The sequence below is a fragment of the Succinivibrio sp. genome (assembly GCF_045124615.1).
Taxonomy (GTDB): Bacteria; Pseudomonadota; Gammaproteobacteria; order Enterobacterales; family Succinivibrionaceae; genus Succinivibrio; species Succinivibrio faecicola.
In genome coordinates this window covers 1-1,856 of the sequence record NZ_JBGVMC010000377.1, presented here as the reverse complement: position 1 = coordinate 1,856, position 1,856 = coordinate 1, and the positions used below count along the sequence as shown (strand labels likewise).

At 37.6% G+C, this 1,856-nt stretch carries 3 protein-coding genes; all 3 read right to left on the bottom strand.

All coding sequences use genetic code 11. From position 1 onward, the window contains the following. Positions 1-39: 39 nt before the first annotated feature. Positions 40-519: a hypothetical protein gene (locus ACJML3_RS10035; protein WP_406022874.1), complete on the bottom strand. Its 480-nt coding sequence runs from the start codon at positions 517-519 to the stop codon at positions 40-42. A 119-nt stretch (positions 520-638) separates the two neighbouring features. Further along, positions 639-1,292, bottom strand: a complete 654-nt coding sequence (locus ACJML3_RS10030) for a hypothetical protein (RefSeq protein WP_406022872.1) — start codon at positions 1,290-1,292, stop codon at positions 639-641. Positions 1,293-1,359: 67 nt separating this feature from the next. Then, the gene (locus ACJML3_RS10025; protein ID WP_406022870.1) at positions 1,360-1,791 is read right to left on the bottom strand and encodes a DUF4054 domain-containing protein; all 432 of its coding nucleotides are present in this window, start codon (positions 1,789-1,791) and stop codon (positions 1,360-1,362) included. Positions 1,792-1,856 lie beyond the last annotated feature (65 nt).

The following is a 1,856-nucleotide window of genomic DNA, read 5'->3' as shown; positions in this document are numbered from 1 at the left end:
TTAACCTGTATAAAACTGTCACTTTGTATAATTTCGGTATCACTCATCTGATGCCTCCTGAGTAGTATCAGTTACAGGATCAACGGTTAGATCGTTGCCGTTTTCGTCTTTGATTTCAGGTTTAACAGTCTGCAGGGTAACTCTTATACATTCCCATCCAACTTCGCTAAAATCTTCTAGCACTGCAGTGACTAACCAATATTGCCCCTTGTTATCTCTGATGTAGTCACCTGATCTTGATTTAGTTCTGTAAACGCTCCATACACGCTGATCTAAATCATCTGGAGCGTATAAGTAGATCTTTCTTATTACAGTGCTTTGAGTGCCTAATTCAGCATGATACAAAGCAGAATCACCCTCGCTTTGTATCTGCCCCATATATCCATCCTGTCTGGAATAATAGGCGGTTACAATACCTTTTACATTCTTCTGCCCCTCCGATCTGAAAACGGTAAAAGGTAGATCTTCTTTGTTTACGTTTATTGCAGGGCGTACAATTGCGTGTAGATTTAAGCTCATTTTCTTTTATCCTTTTATCCTGTAATAGATATACATAAACACTACTACAAGATACAAAAACCAAAACAGATCAAAACGGTTAAAGGGCATTTTTAATATTTCTCTTTGAGGTATTCTTATCATCCATTTGCTTGATCCTCTGCATTATCTGTTATTTCGTATGTTATCGAATTTAAAAATTTAGGCTCTCCATCTGTACCTCTAACCAGTGCTTTTGTAGTATCAGATGTATTCTTTTTTGAAATATTGCGCTTTTTGAGTTTTTCAGAATCGCCCTTTGGTTGGTGCTTGTCTAAATTTTGACCGTATAAAAGGAGTGTTAAAGGCGATCTTGGTTTAAATGTACCTTTACCGTTTGTGAGAATAGTATTCTTTATGTCATTGACTGCCATTAAGCCTAGAATTTCATAGGCTCTTAAAGCAACACTTATAGGATTTTCAGTGAATTTTGAAAATAACTTACTGCCAGTGCGCTCCCATTTGCCTTTACAGGTCTGATAAGTAAAGCCGAAAGTAGGGCGAGGAGGCAAATGGAGTGTGCCTCTTTTTACATCTACACCGCTATTAGCTAAAAGCCATGTACGCTGTTTCCAACTAACTGTCTGTGTCCATCCGTACTCAAGATATTGAGCAACATCAACAACTTTAGTGCCGTTGTCATATTGCTTTGTTTCATCCACACCGACTTTTAAAACTAGCTTTTTTGCCTGCTCAATTTCTGCAACAAGGCGATCTAAATCTTGTAAATCTGTTTTAACCTCAAAATCTGCCATTTAAACCGCCTATTTTGTTAAAAAACCGCAAAAATTGACACTTTAAAACGGTTTTTTCGTTTTTATATTAACCATAAGGATGAAAATGTTTGTGCGCATAAACTCTACCGCCTTTGCGGTATGCCTGCGACATAACCCAGAATGAAGATCCGCATGGTGTCTGCAACCACCATTGAGCAGTAACAGAATTTGCTCTAATCAGATCAAATGAAGTGCTAACACTGCCCTGTGATGCGCTTGCAAGTCTGCCCTGCTGTCCTGCAGGATTAAGAAATAATGTCAACAAATGACAAGTAGCAAAATATAGCAGGCGTTTTCTGGTTAGAATTTTAGGGGGATTATAAGGAAATAATGAGTTTTCATCATTTCCTAACCACTCTGCAACTGTATCAAAGTTTTCTTGAATGATAGTATCATCAATTTTGCCGTCATTATAGGCGGTTTGTAAATGTGGAAACATCCCCAGAAATTCACTTATGCTTAAAGTTACAACTGCCATTTTTAAACCGCCTTAATGAACTAATTTAGATTGATGAATTTTCAGGGAGTGGATCAATACCTGTT